The organism is Actinomadura rayongensis (assembly GCF_009831215.1).
Taxonomy (GTDB): domain Bacteria; phylum Actinomycetota; class Actinomycetes; order Streptosporangiales; family Streptosporangiaceae; genus Spirillospora; species Spirillospora rayongensis.
Map to the genome: position 1 here is coordinate 1355080 of NZ_WUTW01000002.1, position 19288 is coordinate 1374367.

Sequence of the window (19288 nt, forward strand, 5' to 3'; positions counted from 1 at the left end):
CGTCCCAGGCGCGGGACGGGGGCTCGCGGTCAAACGATCAGCTGGAGCGGGCGGGGCGGCGTTCGCCGCCGCGTCGGCCGCCGTGGCCACCGCCCTGGCGCTCGCCGCGCTCGAACGGACGGTCGCGCCGCTCGTGGCGGTCGCCGTCGCGGAACTCGCCGCGCCGCGCGCCACCGCCGCCGCCGTAGCGCCGGCCCCGGCCGCCGCCGCCCGGACGGCCACGGCCGCCGCCCTCGCTGCGGCGCGGACGCTCGGGGATCAGCGGCTCCGCGATCGGCACGCCGGACGGGATGCGCGCCCCGGTCAGGGAGACGAGCCGCTCGTCGCCGGACGCCACCCGCGTGCGCGGCGCGTCGATCCCGGCGCGGCGCGTCATCGCGGACGTGGAGCGCACCTGGTGCGGCAGGACGAGCGTGACGACCGTGCCCTTCTCGCCGGCGCGCGCCGTGCGGCCCGCGCGGTGCATGTAGTCCTTGTGGTCGGCGGGCGGGTCGACGTGCATGACGAGCGACACGTCGTCCACGTGGATGCCGCGCGCGGCGACGTCCGTCGCGACCAGCACGTTGATCGAGCCCTCGCGGAACTCGTGCAGCGTGCGGGTGCGCAGGCCCTGGCTCTTGCCGCCGTGCAGGCCCGCCGCGCGGACGCCGACGTCGGTGAGCTGCTTGGCGAGCCGGTCCACGCCGTGCTTGGTGCGGGCGAACAGGATCGTCCGGCCCTCGCGGTTGGCGATCTCCGCCGTGATCGTGCCCTTCTCCTTGGGCGCGACGAGGAGGAGGTGGTGGTCCATCGTGTCGACGGACTCGTCCACCGGGCCGATCGCGTGCGTCACCGGGTCGTTCAGGTAGCGCCGGACGAGGACGTCCACGTCGCGGTCCAGCGTGGCGGAGAACAGCAGCCGCTGCCCGCCCGGCTTGGCCTGGTCGAGGATGTCGGTGACGTCGGGCAGGAAGCCCATGTCGGCCATGTGGTCGGCCTCGTCCAGCACGACGATCTCGACGTCGGACAGGTCGCAGGCGCCCTGGCGCATCAGGTCCTTGAGGCGGCCGGGCGTGGCGACGAGGATCTCGACGCCGCGGCGCAGCGCGTCGATCTGCTTGAACATCGACGTCTGGCCGATGACGGTCTTGAAGTGCAGTCCGAGCGAGCGGCCGAGCGGTTCCAGGTTCGTCTGGACCTGCTGGGCCAGCTCGCGCGTCGGCACGAGCACCAGCCCGAGCGGTCGCTTGGGCGCGGCGCGGCGGCCGGCCAGGCGGGCGAGGAGCGGGAGCCCGAAGGCGAGGGTCTTGCCGGAGCCGGTCTTGCCGCGGCCGAGGACGTCCCGCTGGGCGAGGACGTCGGGGATCGCGGCGGCCTGGATCGGGAACGGCGCCTCGATGCCCTGGCGGGCGAGCGCGGCGATCAGTTCACCGGGCAGGCCCAGCTCGGCGAAGGAGGGGACCGGGGCGTCGGTGGACGCGGCGAGGTCGGGTGCAGCAGAAACGTTGGTCACGCAGTACCTTCCGAGAGGGGGGCACGTCTCTCGAAAGGCCACCGGGACCAGGTGTCGGCCGGGGGCTGCAAGGACGAGCCGGACGCGTTCAGCGTCGTAAGAGTGATTCGTCCAGTCTAACGTCGGCGCACGGCCTGGTTATGCCCCGTCCCGGTGGAAAGTCTTCTTCTCTCTTCCGCGCCAGTCGTTTCATCCCTCCGAGACCGGTTTGTCGTGGCAATCCGTCGACCCGTCCTTGACGGACGCTTCGGTTCCGCACGGTGAAACGACGGGTACGTTCCGTCCGGCCGCTGTACCCCGGTTCGGCCGCCCTGGGGCCTTCCCTCCGGCCCGGCTCGCCGACGGAAGGAGAGGTCCGTGGTCGACATGGCCATCAGTACGGCGCTGATCGTGGTGATTCTCATGCTTTTGATGTCCGGATACCGCCTCGCGAAGCGCGTCCTGGCAGAGCGCGACCGGCCCTGACGGGTCACCGCTCCAGCACGGAGCGGACGCGGATCCACACCTTCAGGACGAGCCGACGCCACGGCGGTTCGAGCAGGCGCAGCAGGAATTCCTCGCGGACGTCCCGGCGGCTGCGCTCCGCGCCCGCCCAGGATGTGACCAGCTCCACGAGCGCGTCCGCGGCGATGACCCGGTTCCGCGTCGCCCCGGCGAGGATGTCCACGAGCACGGCCCGCACCTCCGGCCGCCGGGCCGCCGCGCCGAACCAGACGCCCGCGACGATGGGGAACGTTGTTCCGCTTTCCTCGATCCACCGCGCGAGCGCCACCGCCCACAGGTCCGCCAGCAGGCCGGGCGTCGCGTGCTCCAGCACGATCGGCGCCCCCCGCGGGCCGACGCGTTCGGCGAGGAGGAGGAACAGCGCGTCGCCGGGCCGTCCGGCCGTGGCGGCGGAGAGCAGCGTCCCGACGACGGCCGCGCCGAGCTGCGGCCACCGCACCGCCGCGTCCAGCCACAGCGCCACCGCCGCGAAGAACGCCGGGGACGGCTGCTCCAGCGCGATCCCCCACACCACGGCCACCCGGGTCAGGTCGGTGTGCTCGCTGGTGATCAGCGCGGGGGCGCCGTAGCCGTCCGTCCGGAGGGCGAGGGCGAGGAACAGGTCGACGCCCGCCGCGCGCCGCCGGCCGTCCCCGCCGCACCAGTCCAGCGCCGCGTGCAGGACGAGGACGGGCTCGCGCTCGGCCAGGTCCGCTGCGACCTCGACCGCGATGCGGCGGATGCTCGCGTCCCCGAACGTCGCGAGGTGCTTCAGCCGCGTCAGCGCCACCGACGGCAGCGCCTCGCCGAGCACCGCGCACGTCCGCGCGACGGTCTCCTTGAGCTGCGGCGACAGCGACGGCGTCCGCGACCAGTCGTACAGCGCGCGCCGCACCCGGCCGCCGACGTGCGGGTGCAGGCACGTCCGGGACAGCAGGACGAACGCCAGTTCCGCCTCGCCGCGCCCGGCCCACCGCGCGGCCGTGTCGGTGATCGCCTCGTCCCGGCCGTGCTCGGCGGCGAGGTCGGCGAGGAGTTCGGCGAGCTTGCGGCGCAGCGTCCGGGGCAGCGTGATGTCGCTCGTGGGCAGCTCGGCCAGCCACGAGAACAGGTCGACGTGCGTCAGCGGGTACTCGTCCAGGACGAACGGGACGACCGCCTCCGCGAACCCGTACGGCCCGAACTCCAGCACCCGGTCGCGCTTCTCCGCGCCGAGCAGCGCGGCCAGCCCCCGCACCGGACGCCACGCGAGCCCCGCCCCGTTCACCCGCACGTCCAGGTGCCGGGCCAGCGACCGCGCCGCCGTGTAGACGCTGACCTCGTCGGCGGGCGCGATGGCCGCCGCCGCGATGAGCAGCGCCCGGTCCTGCGGCTCCTCGTGCTCGCGGAACCAGCGGTCCAGCCGGTCGGTCCAGTTACGGTACGCCTGCTCGATCTCGTCGGCCGCGCCGCCGCGCCGGTGGACGGCCTCGGCGATGTCCGCCAGCCGCCGTCCCTCGGCGGGCGTCGCGCCGCGCAGCAGCAGCGCGGCGGCCGGCCAGCCCGGCAGGCCCGACGAGCCGAGCCCCCGCCGCATCAGCCGCCGCTGGTACACCGCGAGCGCGGACGGCGGCGCGAGCGCCACGACGCCGAGCTGGTCGCCGACGAACGGCGGCAGCTCGTCCGGTTCGCCGGCCAGCAGCAGGAAGCCCTTGGCGTCCCGGACGAGTTCCACGCAGCGGTGCACCCGCTCGGGATCCTCGTCGCCCGCCCGCAGCAGGTACGCGCACGGCCGGTCGCCGGCGATGCCCTCGACGTCGTCGCGGCCGACCGAGAACCGGCGGATGGGCAGGCCCGGCGCGAGCTGCCGGACGGCGGCGAGCCCGGTGACCGTGCGCCCGCACCCGTCCGGGCCCGCGAGCGCGACCGCCCGCGTCCGCTCCAGCGTGCCGACGACCAGGTCGTGGTTGGCGACCGGGACGTAGGACGCCACCGCGTCCTCGATCCACGCCGACGACAGCACCATCGACGGCTCGCGGTTGACGTACTGCTTGAGGCTGCCGATCACGTCCCCGCCGATGATGTTCCCGACGAGGTTCTGGGCGTCGTCGCCCTCGACGTGGACGTCGCCGAAGTCGGGAGCGTCCACGTCAGGCGCGTCCGTGCAGGTGGGCGTCGCCGTTCAGGACGCTGCCGACGATGTTCTGCGAGCCGTCCCCGCTGACCTGCACGTTCCCGAGCGACGGCGGGGACGGCGGCGTGGACGGCGGCCCGGGCGCGGCGTCCGGCTCGGCGTCGGGCGGCCCGGCGGCGCCCCGCGACGGCGTCGGGACGTACAGGTGCGCGGGCCGGTCGAACTGCTTCACGACGACCCGGACCTCGGTGAACTGGCTGGGCTTGAGATCGGTCTTGCCGTCGAGGACGAACGTCCGGAACGTCTCGTCCGACAACAGGACGGCCGCGAACGTCACGTCCGGGTCGCCGGCGTCGAGCGCGGAGCGCAGGGGTTCGCTGTCGAGCAGCCGGTTGACGTCGGTCGTCGCGGTCGAGATGCCGGGCGCGTCGGTGCGCTCGTCGTCCAGGAACCCGAAGTGCAGCGCGACGCGGAGCCGCAGCCGCACCCCGCGCGCCCGCAGCCCCGGCGCAGCCGCCGCGAGGGCGTCCTGGAGCCGGTGCGGGAACGGGTGGACGAGCAGGGGGAGAGCGTCGACCGGAAGCGCGGCGAGCAGCCCGTCACCGGTGGACTGGCGGAACCGGACCCGCTCCCAGATCTCCTTCAGCCCGCTTGCGGCCATGGCGCGGTCGACCGCGTCCACGATCGCCAGGTGCAGGCCGGTCAGTTCCGACCCCGGATGGCGGCTGAACTTCTCGGCGTCGACCACGAGCAACGCGCGCAACGATTCCACGGACGATTCCCCTTGCGGGCTCGGCGGACGAACGCCTCACAGCCTGCACAGCGCGGACCCGGCGCATTGTCGGAAATCAGACATTGCCGTGGCCCGACCCGGCCAGTGCCCGCAACCGGACGGGATCGGTGAGCACGATCCGGCGCCGTCCCGTCGCGATGAGCCCCGCACGCCGCAGCCGGGCCAGCTCGGCGGCGACGCCGGTCCGCACGAGCCGGGCGGCCTGCCCCAGCTCGGTCTGGTCGAGGACGACCTCAAGCGCGCCGTCGGGACCGAGCGTGGCGAGCCGCAGCAGCGTCCGCACGACGCGCGGCCCGGCGGGAAGCCCGACCAGCTCCGCGTTCCACGCCTCGTTCTCCCGGACGAGCGCGATGGCGGTCTTCAACAGCTCGTCGCGTAAGTCCTCCTTGCGGACGCGCGCGAGAAACCGCTCGGCGTCGAGCGTCCGGGTGAGACACGCGTCGAGGGCCGTCACGGTCGCGGACCGCTCACCGCCGTCGAGCACCGACAGCTCACCGATGATCGACCCGGCGCCGCGGACGGCGAGCAGGATGACGTCCCCGTCGGCCGTGTGCCGCGTGACCTTGACGCGCCCGCTGACGAGAAAGTGCACGACGTCCGCCGGTCCGCCCTGGCTCATCAGGACGTCCCCGGCCGCGAACCGCCGTTCACCGCCGTCCGGGGCCAAACGCCGCCACGTAGAAGCGTCGAAAGCCATACAAGACTCTCTAACGACAAAGACGAACGCGCCCACGGAATCAACCAGCCAGCGTGTCCCGATCAGGCCAAAGAAGCCCAGCGGACCAAGAACGGCACCACGGGAGGGGAACTGAGAGCGCAGGTCACCGAGCTGAACGGCCGTTCTGGCGAGCGGCGACCACGAGAGCGGGGCCCCGGCAGGTCGGCCGCCTGAACTGAATCAAGCGCGGCGACCACAGGAGGGGGCGTGGGGGCGGAGCCCCCACATCGGGGGGTTCGGGGGGTCGTCCCCCCGATGGGCACTGCGGGCTTCCGGGAAGGTGCAGCGAAGCGCACCGAACAGGACATGCCGACTCGTGGAGCCGCGGGGAGTCGAACCCCGGGCCTCCTGCGTGCAAGGCAGGCGCTCTGGCCAACTGAGCTACGGCCCCGAATCGTGGTCAGGGTACCGGATCGGCGGGCACCCTGAAGCGGCCGTGCGCCGGCGGGCGGCCGGGACGGCAGTGGACCCGGCGGGATCGGGGCGGGCGCGGGGCGGTGCCGCTCCCGGTCACGCCGGGGTCCTCCTCGAAAGCGTTCTCGTCGCCGCGACTCAGTTGTCGGAGGAGGTCGCCTCGGTCCACAGGTCCAGCTCGGCGCGGTCCTGCTGGAGCCGGCGCCAGATGGCGAAGCCGCCGAGAGCGACCACAGCGAGAACAAGCAGCTTCTTCACGGTTGGGACCCCTTCACTTCGACTATGAAGCACGGCCCGGGGATCGCGGTCGGATCGCTCGCGAGTCGGCCCCCAGGTTCTTCGCAGCCTAGCAACCGAAGGCCGCGGCTCCGCACTCGCGCGGCCCTATCGGACCCAACGTCCAATCCGGACAGTGCTGTGGCGGTGGGGACACCTTCGCGGATCGGGGGGTTCGACGGATAATCCGAGCGTGGACGACTTCCACCTGTGGGAGCGGGAGTTCGGCGCGTCCGAGCCGGCGGAGAGCGGGCGCGGACGGGGCGAGGCGCTGCTGGCCGGGGCGTTGACGGTCACCGGCTGCACGGCGCTGATCGTGCTCGGCGGGACGGCGGCGGGCGTCGCGGGCCTCGTCCTCGCCGGGGTGATCGCCGTGCTGTGGCGGTGCGGCCTCTGACCGGCCGCTGACCGGCCACGATGCGTGAGCGCGTCCACTCCCGGCCATATCAGCCGGTGGTCACGCTGGTCTCGGCGACGGGCGCGGCGGGACGCGACCGCACCGTCGCGAGGACGGACCCGCAGAGGATCAGCGCGAACGCGGCGAGGATCGGAAGCGTGAGCGGCTCGTCCAGCAGCAGGACCCCGGCGGCGACCGCGACGGCCGGGTTGACGTAGGTGAACACGGTCGCCCGCGCCGGCCCGACCTCGCGGATCAGCGCGAAGAACACGAGGAACGCGACGACCGTGCAGACGGCGCCGAGCGCGACGAGGGCGAGCAGCACCCGTCCGTCCGGCACTGAGGACGGCCGGGTGAGCGCGGCGGGCGCGGCGTAGACGAGCGCGGCGAAGGCGAGGCAGGACGCGGTCAGCGGAAGGCTCGGCACGTCCCCGAGCCGCCGCACCATGATCAGCGGCGCGGTCGCGTAGCCGAGGACGACGAGCAGCACCTCGCCGACGGCCAGCACGTCCCCGCCGCCGAGATGGGGCCCGGCGAGGAACGCGACGCCGCCGAGCCCGAGCAGCAGCCCGGCCCACCGGACGGGCCCGAGCCGTTCGGCGTCCCCGGCGGCCCGCGCGGCGAGGACGCCGACGATCGGGACGGCCGCGATGAGCAGTCCGGTCAGCGAGCTGGACAGGGTGCGCTCGGCGTCCGACAGCAGCGCCCACGGCCCGAGGATCTCCAGCGCGGCGAACAGCAGCACGGGCCGCCAGTGCCGCGCGACGATCCCGAACCCGCCGCCGCGCAGGGCGACGGGCAGCAGCAGCGCCGCCCCGACCGCCGTCCGCGCGAACACGACGACGGGCACGGACACCTCGTCCACCGCCACCTTGATCAGCAGGTACGGGATGCCCCACACCACGCACATGACCGCGAACAACGCCCACCCACGCCGGCTCACCGCGCCTCCTTCCGCCGCCCCGACGCTCCCCTCCGCGGTGCGTCCCGGTCTTGAACGCAATTGCGCCGAAACCGGGAACATTCCCGCGCGGCGTCAGCGCAGCCGGGCGGCGAGGAGCGCGACGTCGTCCTCGAAGGAGCCCTGGAGGCGTCCCATCAGCGCGTCGCACAGCGCCCGCAGGTCGTGGGACGCGTGGGCGCCGGTGATGGCGGCGGTGTCGTCCATCCCCTCGTGCAGGTGGTGGCCGCGCCGTTCGACGAGCCCGTCGGTGTGCAGCACGATGGTCGCGCCGGGCGGCAGGTCGTGGGTGTAATCGGTGCGGGGCAGCTCGGGGTCGACGCCGAGCGGCGGGTCCGCCTCGCCGTCCAGGTAGCGCGAGCCCTGCCCGGGGACGGCGACCAGCGGCGGCACATGGCCCGCGCTGGACCAGCACAGCCGCCGGCCCCCGTTCTCGTCCGGCTCCAGCCGCGCGAGCAGGACGGTCGCCATCGGCCCGTCGTGCAGCTCGTGCAGCGCGCCGTCGAGATGCCCGAGGAGCATGCTGGGCGGTTCCCGCCGGGTGAACGCGATCAGCCGGAGCATGTTGCTGATCCGGCTCATGACCGACGAGGCGTGGACGTCGTGGCCCATCACGTCCCCGACCATCACGCACAGCGCGCCGCCGGGCAGCCGGACGACGTCGTACCAGTCGCCGCCGATGCGCGGGGCCTGCGAGGACGGCTCGTAGCGCGCGTCCAGCTCGCACAGGTCGAGGCTCGGCAGCTCGGGGAGCAGCCGGCGCTGGAAGTCCTCGGTGGCGCTGTGCAGCCGCCGGTAGAGATGGGCGTTCTCGATCGTGACGGCCGCCGCGCTCGCCAGCGCGGTCAGGACGTTCTCGTCGTCGTCGGAGAACGGACCCTCGTCCTTGTCGGTCAGGTAGAGGTTGCCGTACACCTTCCCGCGGACGCGGATCGGCACGCCCAGCAGCGTCTTCATCACCGGATGGTCGGGCGGGAAGCCGACCGCGCGGGGATCGTGGGGAATGTCGTCCGACCGCAGCGGCCGGGCGGTGCGGACCAGCTCGCCGATCAGCCCGCCGCCGCGCGGCAGCTGGGCGGCGTCCTCGATGTAGTGGTCCATGCCCGGCCCCGAGGTCAGCAGCCCGGTGACGCCTCCGTGCTCGTCGTGCAGGCCCAGCGCTCCGTAGCGGGCGTGGACGAGCCGCTGCCCGGTCTCCACGAGGGTGCGCAGGACGTCTTTCACGTCCAGGTTCGCGCTGAGCGCGATGACGGCGTCGAGCAGTTCGCTCAACTGGCTGTGGTGTTCGGTCAGGTGCGCCAGGGCGGTGCGGATCTGGTCCAGGTCCGCGTCGCCCGAGCGGCTCGGATGGTCGTCGCCGGTCGGCTCGTTCACGGGCGCCTTCCTCACGCGGGGGCACAGGCCAACAACGGACGTCGTGATCGTCTCGCGGCGGCGCCGCGCGGCACGGCCGGTGACGTCCTCGATGTCGTCTACGTTCGGTCATGCCTTGTTCAGTCGGCGAGCCAGAGGCGGGAGTAGTCGTAGGACGACGCCGTCGGGAGGAACTGGGCGTTGCGGACGCGGGACGCGTGGAACACCGTCGTGGACCGGTCGAGCAGCGGGATGATCGGCGCGTCCACCATGACGCGCTGGTCGGCGAGCCGCCACAGCCGCGCCGCGCTCTCGGGGGACGACGCGGTCAGCGCCCGGTCGATGAGGCGGTCCACGTCGGGCGAGTCGTAGCCGCCGTAGTTGGTGGAGTTCGGGCCGTACAGGCGTCCGTCCAGCAGCGGCTGGAGCACCGAGCGGCCGTTGTTGCCGTACCAGTCGGGCGTCCAGCCGGGCGCGGCGATGTCCCAGTGGCCCTCGCGGGCCTGCGCGGGGTCGGCGATCGTCGACCGGTAGAAGTTGCCGCCGCTGTCGGCGCGCAGCCGCGTCTCGACGCCGCACGCGCGCAGGTTCGCGGCCAGCGACTCGGCGATCTGCCGGTGGACGCTGTTCGTCCGGTAGGGGAAGGTCAGCGTCAGGTGCGGGGCTCCGGCGGCGGCGAGCCGACGGCGGCACTCGGCCGGGTTCCCCGCGTCGCCCGGCGTCGGGTACGGGTCGGACGGCGCGAACCCCGAGCTGCCCGGCGGGATCACCCCGTGCAGCGGACGCGCCACCGACGGCCCGCCGACCAGCTTGACCAGCGCCGACCGGTCCACCGCGTAGGACAGGGCGCGCCGCACGTCCGCCCGCGCGAGCGCGCCGCCGTTGTTCGGGCTGCGCGTGTTGAACACGACGTACGGGCTGTTGCTCGGCGTGCGCTGGATCGCGAAGCGCGGGTCGGCGCGGACCCGGGGCAGGACGGACGTCGGGACGGGCTGGTCCCACGCGAGGTCCGCCGCGCCCGCCTCGATCTGCTGCTGGACGACGTCCGGCGAGTCCTGCCCGAACGTGATCCGGATCGTCGCGACGTGCCGCTCCCGCAGCGGATCGGTCGCCGCGCTCCACGCCGGGTTGCGGTCGAGCGTGATCGACTGGCCGGCGCGGTAGGACGCGATGCGGTACGGGCCGTCGGAGATGGTGTTCCGCCGGAAGTCCGGACCGTCCGGGAGGAACCGGTCGTACTCGGCGGGCGCGGCGGCCGTCGCCTGGAGCGTCAGCAGGTTGAGGAAGTCGCTGGCGGGACGGATCAGGCGGAACACGATCGTCCGGTCGCCGACGGCCCGCACGCCGGGGATCGTGTGGGTGCGCTGGAACGCGGCGATCGCGGCCGGGTCGCGGCCGGACACGCGGCCGAACGCGCGGCAGTACTCGGCCATCCCGCGCAGCGTCGGCAGGAAGTACGCCTGCGACGACGACGGCGACGCCGGGTTGCACAGCCGCTTGAACCCGCGCTCGAAGTCCCCGGCGGTCACCTCGCGCGGCGGCGCCGTGTCCCACCGGACGCCGGGGCGCAGCCGCAGCGTGTACGTCAGGCCGTCCGCCGAGATGCCGTGCCCGCGCGTCGGCACCTTCGCGGCGACGTCGGCGCGGACCGACATCGTCACCCCGATGTCGTTGGACGCGCGGATCCCGAGCAGCGTCCGCGAGAACAGCCGCGTCAGCCCGAACCCGCCGACGCTGGCCACGCTCGCCGTGTCCAGGTGCTCGACGTCGGACGACCCGACGACCCGGAGCGTCCCGCCGTCGCGCGGCGGCCCCGGGTCCGCGCCGGCCGGCCCGTCGGCCGTGCAGCCCGCCAGTCCGAGCGCGAGGCAGGCCAAACCCGCCGCCGCGCCGCGCATGTCACGCGCCATCGAACGCCCCTCACTGCGGTACGGTCCACCATCACCCGCAGTGCCACAGTAAGGCCAGAGCGTAATAACGGCCGCTACATCCCCATTTTCCTTAAGGTAAAAGGGAAGGCCCCGGCGTCCGTGGACACCGGGGCCGACACCGAGCCGGGAAACGGATCAGCGTTCCACGTCACCGCGGATGAACGCCTCGACGGCCTCGCGGGCCTGGTCGTCGTTGTACTGCTCCGGCGGGGACTTCATGAAGTACGAGCTGGCCGACAGGATCGGGCCGCCGATCCCGCGGTCCTTGGCGATCTTCGCGGCGCGCACCGCGTCGATGATGACGCCGGCGGAGTTCGGGGAGTCCCAGACTTCCAGCTTGTACTCCAGGTTCAGCGGCGTGTCGCCGAAGGACTTGCCCTCCAGGCGGACGTACGCCCACTTGCGGTCGTCCAGCCACGGCACGTGGTCCGACGGGCCGATGTGCACGTCGGCCTTCGCCATCTCGTGCGGGATCTGCGACGTCACCGACTGCGTCTTGGAGATCTTCTTGGACTGGAGGCGCTTGCGCTCCAGCATGTTCATGAAGTCCATGTTGCCGCCGAAGTTGAGCTGGTACGTGCGCAGCAGCTCGACCCCGCGGTCCTCGAAGAGCTTGGCCATCACGCGGTGCGTGATCGTCGCGCCCACCTGCGACTTGATGTCGTCGCCCACGATCGGGACGCCCGCGTCGGTGAACTTCTTCGCCCACTCGGGGTCGGACGCGATGAACACCGGCAGCGCGTTGACGAACGCGACGTTCGCGTCGATGGCGCACTGCGCGTAGAAGCGGTCCGCCTCCTCCGAGCCGACGGGCAGGTAGGACACCAGCACGTCCACCCGGGCGTCCTTCAGGGCCTGGACGACGTCGACCGGCGCGGCGTCCGACTCCTCGATGGTGTCGAGGTAGTACTCGCCGAGGCCGTCGAACGTGTGGCCGCGCTGCACGATGACACCGGACGGCGGAACGTCCGCGAACTTGATCGTGTTGTTCTCGCTCGCGTGGATCGCCTCGGAGAGGTCCATCCCGACCTTCTTGGCGTCCACGTCGAAGGCCGCCACGAACTCGACGTCGCCCACGTGGTAGTCGCCGAACTGCACGTGCATGAGGCCGGGCACCCTGGTCTCGGGGCTCGCGTCCTTGTAGAACTCGACACCCTGGACGAGCGAAGAGGCGCAGTTGCCCACACCCACGATGGCTACGCGCACCGAACCCATCCGGTTGCTCCTTCTCTTCTTGGGGAACATGTGGTGTTGCTTCACCCGCCCCCGAGGGGGTGGGACCGCGGCTTTCAGCGGCCCTTGTCCCGAGGCATGTCCTGATTCGTGGTCTTTGCTTGTTCCTGTTCCGCCCGCTCGCGACCGATCAGCTCGTTGAGCCACCGGACCTCGCGTTCGACGGATTCGAGCCCGTGGTTCTGCAGCTCGAGGGTGTAGCTGTCGACCCGCTCGCGGGTCCGCGCCAGCGCGGCGCGCACACTCTCCAGCCGCTCCTCCAAACGGCTGCGCCGCCCCTCCAGGATCCGGAGCCGGACGTCGGCCCGGGTGTGCGAGAAGAAGGCGAAACGTACGCCGAACCCCTCGTCCTCCCAGGAGGCGGGTCCCGCCTCGGTCAGGAGCTCTTGCAGGTGCTCCTTGCCCTCGGCGGTGAGGGTGTAGACGATCTTCGATCGGCGGCTCTGCAGCGGGAGCGCCCCGCTCTCGCGCTCCTCGGGCCGGTCCTCCACGATCAGCCCCCTGGCGAGGAGCTGCTTGAGGCAGGGATACAGCGACCCATAGGAGAAGGCGCGGAACATGCCGAGCAGGGCGTTGAGCCGCTTGCGCAGCTCGTACCCGTGCATCGGGGCCTCGTTGAGCAGACCGAGCACGGCGAGTTCGAGTACTCCCGCGCCCTTCTTGCCCGCCATGTGACCGCTCTCGCTTCCGCAGCTGCCGATGTCTCGTCGTGATGTATCAACCCAATGTATCGAGTCGATACATCTGAAAGATACGTAGCGGCGCGGATCCTGGCAAGTCACCCCGCGGGGTGGTGGACGTCACGCGGCGCGTTCCCCGTCACGTTGCCGCAGGTCAGCCGGGGGAAACGCGGTATTATGCCGTGTTTGTCCGACGTGGATGTCCGGCTGAGTGACCAACCTCTCGCGTGTCGTAACCGGACGCCGGGGGCGGACCGCCGCCGATCCGCCGTCCGCTCGCCGGACCCGTCCGCCCGGCGCTTTCCGTGCACGTCCGGCCACCCGCGGTTCACCTGCGCGACATGCGTCTCTCGCCCCCCGGCCCGCGCAGTACCCTTCCGGACGAACGGAGCCCGTCGTCCCCTGCTGATCGAGGTCGCGTGAGTCATCCAGGCCAGCCCAGCCCGGAGTCCGGGTCGCCGCGGCCGGGCGGAGAGAACCAGCAGCCCCGCCCCGGCCGGACCGAGGACCAGGCCCGTCCCGGCACCGCCCCGGGACCGTCCACGGGCTCCCCCGGCGGACCGTCCGGTCCGCCAATGTCCCCTACCCCCGGCGCAAGCCCCGCCTTTCCCGGCACGCCCACCGCGCGCAACGCCGCAGGCGGTCCGAGCGGCCCCCCGAGCGGCCCCAACGCCCCGGGCGCTCCGCGCGACGCGGGAGGCGCCCCTGTCGGCCCGCCCTCCGGCGGCCCGAACGGTCCCGGCGGTCCGCGCGACGCTGCCGGCGGCCCGTCGTTCGGCGGGCCGAGCGGTCCCGGCGGGCCGGGGCGTCCGGCGGCCTTCGGCGCTCCCGGCGTTCCGCCGTCCGGCGGTCCCGGCGGTCCGCGCGGCGGCGGTCCCGGCGGGCCGGGTGGTCCCGGAGGTCCAGGTGGTCCCGGCGGGCCCGGCGGTCCGCGGGGCGGTGGTCCTGGTGGCGCGGGCGGACCGGGTGGTCCGCGCGGCGGCATGCCCGGCGGGCCGGGATCCGGCGGGTTCGGCGGCCCGGGTGGCGGTGGCCCCGGCGGGCCCGGCGGCCCGGCGTTCTCTGGTGCTCCCGGTGGGCCGGGCGGGCGTGGGCCCGGGGGTCCCGGGGGTCCTGGTGGGCCGGGGAAGCGGTCGTGGTTGGCGTTTCTGCGGTCGCGGGAGACCGGGTGGCGGCGGTTCGTGCCGTCGTGGAAGGTCGTCCTCGGGTCGGTCGGGCTCGGGTTGGCCGGGCTGGGGACGCTGGTCGGCGTCGCGTACGCCAAGACGCCCGTGCCGGACACGGGGAACGCGGACGCGACCAAGACGTCGGCGATCTTCTACTACGCGGACGGCAAGACGGAGATCGGGCGGCTCGGCAAGAACCGTGAGCTGATCAAGATCGGGCAGGTGCCCCGGTACGTCCAGGACGCCGTCATCGCGGCCGAGAACCGCAGCTTCCGCACCGACAGCGGGTTCTCCGTCAAGGGCCTCACCCGCGCGGTGTGGAACAACCTCACCGGCGGTGAGACGCAGGGCGGCTCGACCATCACCCAGCAGCTCGCGAAGAACTACTACCTGAGCGACCAGCGGACGATGAGCCGCAAGTTCAAGGAGATGTTCATCTCGCTGAAGCTGGAGGACAAGCTCGGCAGCAAGGACCGCATCCTCGAGCTGTACCTGAACACCATCTACTTCGGCCGGAACGCGTACGGCATCCAGGCGGCGTCCAAGGCGTTCTTCGGCAGGGACGTCGGCAAGCTCACGCCGGACCAGGGCGCGCTGATCGCCGCCGTCATCAACCAGCCCGGACGGCTGGACCCCCGCAGCGACGACCCGAAGGCCCGCGACCTGACCAGGGCGCGCTACCTCTATGTCCTGGACGGCATGCGCAAGTCGCACACGCTCACGCAGGCCGACTACGACAAGTACAGCAAGAACCTGCCGGAGACGAAGCCGATGGGCGGCCCCGAGGTGTTCGGCGGCCAGCGCGGCTACATGATCAACCGGGCGCTGCTGGAGCTGCAGCGGCAGGGCATCGACCAGAAGACCGTCGTGGACCAGGGCCTCAAGGTCTACACGACGTTCGACAAGCGCAAGATGGCGGCGGCGAAGCAGGCCGTCACGACGACCGTGCCCGGCGTGGACCCGAAGAAGCTGGCGAAGAAGCACATCCAGCTCGGCCTGGTGTCGGTCAACACGCGCAACGGCGAGGTCGAGGCGATCTACGGCGGCACCGACTACCTGGACGACCAGTACGACAACGTCTGGTACGGCAGCGCGCAGGCCGGGTCCGCGATGAAGCCGTACACGCTCGCCGCCGCGCTGGAGAAGGGCTACAGCCTCAAGAGCCTGGTGGAGGGACGGTCCGGGCTCTACTTCGACGGCAACGGCAACGTCGTCCCGCGCGGACGCGGCTACGGCCCGATCCCGAACAGTCACCCCGCCAAGGGCGGCATCGACCTGCTCGAGGCGATGAAGCACTCCACGAACAGCGCGTTCATCCAGCTCGCGGGCAAGACGGGCGTCCGGAACGTCGCGAAGGCGGCGGAGAAGGCGGGCGTGGACCCGTCGATGGTGGAGCCGTACGCGCGCAAGGGGCAGGTCGGCCTGACGCTCGGCATCAACGACCTGCGGCCGATCGAGCAGGCCGCCGGGTACGCGACGTTCGCGAACGGCGGGACGTACCACCAGCCGCACGTCGTCCGGGACCTGCGCAACCGCGACGGCCAGCGCGTCCGGCGGCTGACCTGGAAGACCACCGAGAACGCCTTCTCGGCGGGGGTCACGGCGGACGTCACCGCCGCGCTCCAGGGCGTCGTCAAGCCGGGCGGGACGGGCGTCGCGGCGGCGCTGCCGGACCGTCCCGTCGCGGGCAAGACGGGCACGACGGACAACAACATCGCCACGTGGTTCGTCGGCTACGTCCCGAAGATCTCCACGGCCGTCACGATGTACAACGACAAGCGCAAGCCGCTCATCGTCAACGGCGCGGTGGTCGAGGGCGGCAGCGTCCCGGCGCGGATCTGGCACGCCTACATGGCGAAGGCCACGGCCGGGACGCCCGTGGACCAGTTCCCGCCCGCCGCCAACATCGGCACGCAGCAGAAGTGGGCGCAGGTCTACAAGCCGCCGAAACACGACGACAAGCCCAAGTGGTGCAAGGGCCCGCTGGGCGGCTTCGACCCGCGCTGCAAGGGCGACAACGGCAAGAAGCAGGCGTGCGACTCCCCGTTCGCGCAGAACTGCGACCCGGACAAGCCGCCGTCCAACCCGCCGCCGCAGTGGTGGTGCGCGATGCACCCGGGCGACAAGGCGTGCCGCCGGGGCGGCGGCGGGCGGCAGCGTCCCGGGTGGCCGTACGTCCAGCAGTTCGTGCGCGAGGTGCCGCTCGATGCGCAGCGCCGAACACGCTGACGCCGTGCCCGCCTTCGGGACGGGCCGGCGACGACGTTTTCGGAACGGTCCCACGCGCTGGCGGCCGTTTCGCCGGGCCTGGACGGGACGGCGGCTTCGGCCCGGAACGTGCGGTCCAGATCGTCCGGGAGCGGGCGATATCACCAGGTCACACAGGTCTGGACCCCTTGCCGCGAACGGCGCAGTACCCTCGGACGACGCAGCCGTACCCCAGGTGATGAGGTCGCGTGAGTAACGGAAGCCAGTTCGGACCCGAATACGGAGACCCCCGTGGACGGGGTCCGCGCCCGCCCGCAGCGGGCGGGCCGAACGTCCCCGGACGACCCGGTCGCCCCCCGGCACCGGGCGGCGTGCCGGGTGAGTCCCCGGTGCCCCCGCGTCCGGGTGGCCGCGCCGCGGCGGGCGGCGGTGGCGGACGGCGCGGCACCGGCCGGCGCGGCGCCCCGTCCGGCGGCGGCGGTGGCGGACGGCGGCGCGTGGGCGGTCCGCCGCAGCGCCGCGCGAGCAACCCGAGCCCCGGCGTCCCCCCGGCGGCGCCGGGCGGTCCGGCGCGTCCCGGCGGCCCCCCCGGCGTCCCGCCGAACGGCGGCGGCCCCGGCGGCCCGGGTCGTCCGGGCGGCCCCGGCGGTCCGGGTCGTCCGGGCGGCCCCGGCGGTCCGGGTCGTCCGGGCGGGCCCGGCGGCCCCGGCGGTCCGGGTGGCCCGCGCGGCGGCGGTCCGGGCGGACCCGGTGGCCCGGGCGGGCCCGGAGGACCCGGTGGGCCGGGTGGACCGGGCGGTCCGAAGGGGCCGGACGACTTCTGGGGCGACGAGCGCAAGGGACGCCGCGCCCGCAAGGACGAGCAGGACGCCGACAAGCCGACCGGCTGGCGCCGCTACGTCCCCGGCTGGAAGAAGTCGCTGGCGATCGCCGGCGTGCTGGTCCTCGCGATGGCGTCGCTCGTCGGCGTCGCGTACTGGCAGACGCCGATCCCGGAGGCGACCCAGGAGGCCGCCACCGCGCAGGAGTCGGTGATCTACTACAAGGACGGCAAGACCCCGCTGGCCCGCATCGGCACGCGGCGCGAGGACGTCGACCTGAAGGACGTCCCGCCGCACGTCCGCAACGCGGTGCTCGCCGCCGAGGACCGCGACTTCTACAGCGAGCCCGGCGTCTCCCCGAAGGGCGTGGCGAGCGCGCTGTTCTCGGCCGCGACCGGCGGCGACGTGCGCGGCGGCTCGACGATCACGCAGCAGCTCGCCCGCAACTACTACGAGGGCCTCAGCCAGCAGCGCAGCATCAGCCGCAAGCTGAAGGAGATCCTCATCTCGGTGCGTCTCGGCAACGAGAAGGAGAAGGACTGGATCCTCAACCAGTACCTCAACACGGTCGCGTTCGGCCGTGAGGCGTACGGGATCCAGGCGGCGGCGCGGGCCTACTTCCGGACCGACGTCCGCAAGCTCTCGATCAGCCAGGCCGCGATGCTCGCCGCGATGATCCAGCGTCCGTACTACTTCGTCACGTACGGCTCCGACGACCAGCCCGCCAAGAAGGCCCTGATCGAGCGCTGGAACTACGTGCTGGACGGCATGGTCAAGAAGGGCTGGCTGAACGAGTCCGAGCGCGCGCAGCAGAAGTTCCCGAAGACCTACAAGGTCTGGACGGACGTCAAGGACGGCGGCCAGACCGAGTACATGAAGCAGATCGTCCTCGGGGAGCTGCGCGACCTCGGCATCAGCGACCAGGTGCTGGAGCGCGGCGGCCTGCGCATCACCTCGACGTTCGACAAGAACCTCACGGACTACACGCAGACGCTCGTCCAGCAGGTGAAGAAGGAGAACGGCCTCGACGGGCTGATCCACTTCGGCCTGGCGTCGGTGGACCCGCAGACCGGCGGCGTCATCGCGGCGTACGGCGGCCCGGGGTACGCCAAGCAGTCGTTCAACGACTCGTTCCAGGGCGCGGTGCAGCCCGGTTCGTCCTTCAAGCCGGTCGTGCTGGCGACGGCGCTGGACAAGGGCATCAGCCTGAACACGACGCTGAACGGCGCGTACCGGCGGACGTTCGGCGACTACACGCTCACGAACGACTCCCGGTCGGAGAACGGCGTCTACAACCTGGTCCAGATGACGCAGCTCTCCATCAACACCGCCTACGTCGACCTCGGCCAGAAGGTGGGCCTGGACAACGTCGTCGAGATGGCGAAGAAGATGGGCGTCCCGCCGTCCAAGGAACTGAGCGCGAGCAACGCGTCGCTGCCGCTCGGACCGATGAACGTCAGCGCCGTCGACATGGCGTCGGTCTACTCGACGTTCGCCAACAGCGGCAAGCACACCCAGGTCCACGTCATCAAGAAGATCGCCGACGCGCGGGGCAACGTCGTCAAGCGGCTGCCCTACAAGGAGAAGGAGATCTTCTCGCCGGGCGTCGCCGGTGACGCGACCAAGGCGATGCGCGCGGTGGTGACGTCCGGTACCGGACGGAAGGCGAGCCTCGGGGCGCGTCCGGTCGCCGGCAAGACCGGTACGACCGACCAGAACCAGTCCGCCTGGTTCGTCGGCTACACCCCGCACATGGCGACGGCCGTCGCCATGTGGCGGCAGACCAAGGACGGCAGGAAGCGCCTTTCGCTCCAGGGCATCGGCGGCTACAGCCAGATCTACGGTGGAGACGTCCCGGCCATGACCTTCCAGCGGTTCATGACGAAGGCGCTGGACGGGACCCCCGTCGACGAGCTGCCCGCCGCCGTCAACGGCGGCGACATCCCGAACTGGGCGGCGCCCAAGCCGCGGCCGACGCCGAGCAACACGCCGAAGCCCGAGACGACGCCGACCTGCGGCCCGGGCGAGGACGGCCAGGACGCCCAGGGCAACCCGTGCAAGCCGGTGCCGTCGAACACCCCGAAGCCGCCGACCAAGAGCCCGTCGCCGGGCGTCCCGTGCGACTTCTTCGGGCAGCCGCCGGGCTGCACGCCGTCGTCGTCCCCGCCCACCACCCGGACGCCGAAGCCGCCGGGCCGGGGCAACGGCAACGGCTGACCGGACCCCGCGCGCCCCGCTCCGGGGCGCGC

Annotated in this window: 13 protein-coding genes and 1 tRNA gene; 3 read left to right on the forward strand and 11 right to left on the reverse strand. The window is 72.7% G+C overall.

The genetic code is table 11. The features are described 5' to 3' along the window. Window positions 1-37: 37 nt before the first annotated feature. The 6 genes from GQ466_RS15685 to GQ466_RS31620 all read right to left on the reverse strand — a co-directional run bounded on the left by GQ466_RS15685 (window position 38) and on the right by GQ466_RS31620 (window position 6271). Window positions 38-1492 carry a DEAD/DEAH box helicase gene (locus GQ466_RS15685; protein WP_161103561.1) on the reverse strand — a complete coding sequence of 485 codons (1455 nt, stop codon included), beginning with the start codon at window positions 1490-1492 and terminating at the stop codon, window positions 38-40. Window positions 1493-1961: 469 nt separating this feature from the next. Beyond that, window positions 1962-4103, reverse strand: a complete 2142-nt coding sequence (locus tag GQ466_RS15690) for a hypothetical protein (RefSeq protein WP_161103562.1) — start codon at window positions 4101-4103, stop codon at window positions 1962-1964. Window position 4104: 1 nt separating this feature from the next. After that, the gene (locus GQ466_RS15695) at window positions 4105-4860 is read right to left on the reverse strand and encodes a hypothetical protein (RefSeq protein WP_161103563.1); all 756 of its coding nucleotides are present in this window, start codon (window positions 4858-4860) and stop codon (window positions 4105-4107) included. A 76-nt stretch (window positions 4861-4936) separates the two neighbouring features. Beyond that, window positions 4937-5578, reverse strand: coding sequence for a Crp/Fnr family transcriptional regulator (locus tag GQ466_RS15700; protein ID WP_161103564.1), 642 nt, complete (start codon window positions 5576-5578; stop codon window positions 4937-4939). A 338-nt stretch (window positions 5579-5916) separates the two neighbouring features. Further along, window positions 5917-5990, reverse strand: a tRNA-Ala gene (locus GQ466_RS15705). Between the two features lie 161 nt (window positions 5991-6151). Further along, window positions 6152-6271 carry a DLW-39 family protein gene (locus tag GQ466_RS31620; RefSeq protein ID WP_235828180.1) on the reverse strand — a complete coding sequence of 40 codons (120 nt, stop codon included), beginning with the start codon at window positions 6269-6271 and terminating at the stop codon, window positions 6152-6154. A gap of 211 nt (window positions 6272-6482) precedes the next feature. Between GQ466_RS31620 and GQ466_RS15710 the strand changes: the two genes are divergently transcribed. Beyond that, on the forward strand, window positions 6483-6686 hold the full coding sequence (locus tag GQ466_RS15710) for a hypothetical protein (protein ID WP_161103565.1): 204 nt from the start codon (window positions 6483-6485) through the stop codon (window positions 6684-6686). Between the two features lie 49 nt (window positions 6687-6735). Here the strand turns inward: GQ466_RS15710 and GQ466_RS15715 are convergent, their stop codons facing one another. From GQ466_RS15715 to GQ466_RS15735, 5 genes are all read right to left on the reverse strand, one after another. Then, the gene (locus GQ466_RS15715) at window positions 6736-7629 is read right to left on the reverse strand and encodes an EamA family transporter (RefSeq protein WP_161103566.1); all 894 of its coding nucleotides are present in this window, start codon (window positions 7627-7629) and stop codon (window positions 6736-6738) included. 93 nt (window positions 7630-7722) lie between these two features. Further along, a complete protein-coding gene (locus GQ466_RS15720; protein WP_161103567.1) occupies window positions 7723-9021 on the reverse strand; it encodes a SpoIIE family protein phosphatase in 1299 nt (432 codons plus the stop codon). Between the two features lie 119 nt (window positions 9022-9140). Beyond that, window positions 9141-10910 (reverse strand): ABC transporter substrate-binding protein, encoded by a 1770-nt coding sequence (locus tag GQ466_RS15725; RefSeq protein ID WP_237417882.1) that lies wholly within the window; start codon window positions 10908-10910, stop codon window positions 9141-9143. Between the two features lie 156 nt (window positions 10911-11066). Further along, a complete protein-coding gene (locus GQ466_RS15730) occupies window positions 11067-12146 on the reverse strand; it encodes an inositol-3-phosphate synthase (protein WP_161103568.1) in 1080 nt (359 codons plus the stop codon). A 74-nt stretch (window positions 12147-12220) separates the two neighbouring features. After that, the gene (locus GQ466_RS15735) at window positions 12221-12835 is read right to left on the reverse strand and encodes a PadR family transcriptional regulator (protein ID WP_161103569.1); all 615 of its coding nucleotides are present in this window, start codon (window positions 12833-12835) and stop codon (window positions 12221-12223) included. 1148 nt (window positions 12836-13983) lie between these two features. On the opposite strand from GQ466_RS15735, the gene GQ466_RS15740 reads away from it, so the two are divergent. Continuing rightward, the gene (locus GQ466_RS15740) at window positions 13984-16239 is read left to right on the forward strand and encodes a transglycosylase domain-containing protein (RefSeq protein WP_161103570.1); all 2256 of its coding nucleotides are present in this window, start codon (window positions 13984-13986) and stop codon (window positions 16237-16239) included. 368 nt (window positions 16240-16607) lie between these two features. Continuing rightward, window positions 16608-19256, forward strand: a complete 2649-nt coding sequence (locus GQ466_RS15750; RefSeq protein ID WP_337193486.1) for a transglycosylase domain-containing protein — start codon at window positions 16608-16610, stop codon at window positions 19254-19256. Window positions 19257-19288 lie beyond the last annotated feature (32 nt).